The following is a 2,629-nucleotide window of genomic DNA, read 5'->3' as shown; positions in this document are numbered from 1 at the left end:
GTGAAAGGATTTGAAGTTGCTCTCCGAAGCTTCGTTTCGTTCATTATGGTTGAGGCGTTTCCGTCAGAGGCTAAATTCATTTCGGCGCTGAATTCAGTGTCGATTACCCCGTCGTTGATTTATTCGAAGCGCTTTGCAGGAAAGTTGGACAACATTAAGAAAAATGCGTCGTCCATATATAAGGCTCTCCAGGACTGCAGTAGCTCAATTTCCACGGGAAAATTTGATAATCAAGTTCCCTATGTCTCGGAGACTATTGATCTTCTTCTTTTGTTTTTCAATTCTTTGTTCGAGAAACAGGGGTTGACAAAGGAATTTTCCTCTGTTGAGGAGTTTCATTATTCTTGTGCGCTGTTTCATAAGATAAGAAATAATCTATCGCATCCAGCATCTAAGCCAACTACAATACCTGACGCCGCAAAAGTTGCAAATTTTGTGGAAAATGTGACTATCTTTTGGTATGCTACGAAAGAACGTCTTCGTGAAGCAATTCGAGAGTACAAAGAGGTAACGGACGGTGCTGATGTGCTGCACAATCTCGAATCTGCCACATCAACTCATACCGATCTTCTTTGTCGAGATAGTGAAATCGGTGAATTGTATTCCTCGCTTTTGGGAAGTGATATTCGTCAACGACTTGCTGGGTCGGTGCTTTTGTATGGCTATGGTGGGGTTGGGAAGACTGCTATTACTACCGAATTTTTGTATCGACTGCTTCGAGATAAGAAAGATGGAAAGTATTCGGATGTTGAATATCTTCTGTTTTTCTCCAGCAAGGACGAATATCTGCGGTCGTCAAATTCGACTGGTGAATTTTATATTGATTCGGCTCGGCCGGAGTTTTCAACATTCGATGATCTGGCGAGTGCAATTTGCAAGCGTCTGAAACTTGATTCTGTGCATCAGATAGCTGAAAAATATCAACGCGGAATTATTGCGATTGATAATATTGAAAATATCAATTCGGATGAGCAGAAAAAATATTTGCCTTCGTTAAATCTCTTCCTCGGAATGTTCAATTTATAATAACTTCGAGGAATGAGGAGCAGTGTGAGGAAAAGATTCATATCCGGGAGTTCAAGAAGGATGATGTGGGGATTTCTTTTGTTGAGAATATAGTTGAATCGGAGGGATTTAATGTTTCTCTGACTCGAGCAATGGCTGAGTCCCTTCTTGAGACATCAAAGGGCAATGCTCTCATTATCGTGCAGGCTTTGAATGGTCTTCACAACAATGTAATTACGTTTGCCCAGTTAACGCAATCCTTGGAGAGTATGCGTTCAAAGAACTCCGAGATGGTCGCGAATTTCATGTATAAAAATACATTCGATGCGGCACTGCGCTATTTGTCGGAGTCTGGGTATCCGGTTGATGATGTGATGTGCATCATATCTCTTTATGATGAGCGAATTGAATTGTATTCGATCAGTAGATTGGCAAAGATTGAGGTCTCTGATGCGGAGAAGATGTGCAATTTTCTTCTTGAGCGCCTTATTCTTACGAAATCTGGGGAGTATTACGAGCTTAATGAGTTTGCGAAGAGATTTGTGTTGATTAAGTTGCTGCCGGATCGATTTGAGTTGAGTAATCTGCGCGATAAGATAAAGCAGCATAAGGATCGCATGAGGAAGAAGCTTGAGCAGCTTGAAACAACGCTTGATGCTAATTCTGCACTTCATAAGAATGTCAATGAATGGCAGCCGCGTAATTATATTGATAAAATAGTTATTGCTGAGTTATTTTCTATTTATGGTGAGGCGGTGGTGTGCGTTAGGAGGGGGGATAAACTCGAGTTTGAGAGATATATCCGGGACTTGAATGAGCATTCGTTGATTACGAACCATCCATATGTCGCTCTTCAGAAGGCGCGGCTTCTAAAAAGTGGAATTTGGAAATTCTACAAGGGGAATGTTAATGTTCTCGATCAAATTCAGCGGGCCTACGAAGAGGCTCTTGAGTCTATTGAATATGATTATCGCTATCTAATTGGGACGGCGGCTCATGCGTCGTTGTCTATGTTTTTGGGTGTTTTTCTGTGTGCTGATAGAAAGGATTATGGGCGGGCAATTCGATTTTTGGAGTATGCAAAATCTATTTTCGATCAAACCCAAGTTCAAAAGCCATGGTTCATAAGTTGTAACTATCTCTCAATTTCATATGATGAAAGATACAGGCAAACCAATGACCGTGCATACTTTGTCCATCTTTCTCGCGTGGCAAAGCAGGTGTCTGCGTCAAAAAAGAAGGCGGCTAATGCCTCATTTGATATTGAGAAATATTTGAAGCAGTTTAAAGATTATATTCAGTGATGTTTATAAATTAAATGCTTTCGTCTCGGGATGGGGGTTGCATCCCGAGATTTGAAATTTTCTGCAGTTTTCGCTTGTGGTTATGGGCGATTGCTATTATTTAAATATATTAATTTGACGGCTGTCGAGGGCGAGCCTGAAGTATCTGTCTTTCGCCATGTACGCCTATATTCCTTTCGGCCAATCCCCCTCAATCCCCCATTTCTGAGATGCCCGCCCGACTACACTGGTCTTGAAGCCTAGCTTCTCGTCATCGGGAGTAGAACGCAGTCCCCTTCGCACCGATAGTCGAACGTAAGCCGTCTTGCCCAACAAGACAC

The 2,629-nt window shown here is 41.9% G+C and carries 2 protein-coding genes; both read left to right on the top strand.

What is annotated here, in order from left to right:
* Positions 1 to 1,026: AAA family ATPase (locus ACFTWP_RS41515; RefSeq protein WP_380270369.1), on the top strand; the 1,026-nt coding region annotated here is incomplete at its 5' end.
* A 65-nt stretch (positions 1,027 to 1,091) separates the two neighbouring features.
* Complete coding sequence (locus tag ACFTWP_RS41510) at positions 1,092 to 2,309, top strand: hypothetical protein (protein ID WP_198113870.1); 1,218 nt, start codon at positions 1,092 to 1,094, stop codon at positions 2,307 to 2,309.
* Positions 2,310 to 2,629 lie beyond the last annotated feature (320 nt).

The sequence above is a fragment of the Kitasatospora sp. NPDC057015 genome, from assembly GCF_042673745.1.
GTDB lineage: Bacteria > Actinomycetota > Actinomycetes > Streptomycetales > Streptomycetaceae > Kitasatospora.
The sequence above is the reverse complement of the archived record's forward strand: the minus strand, read 5'-3'. Positions and strand labels throughout refer to the sequence as shown.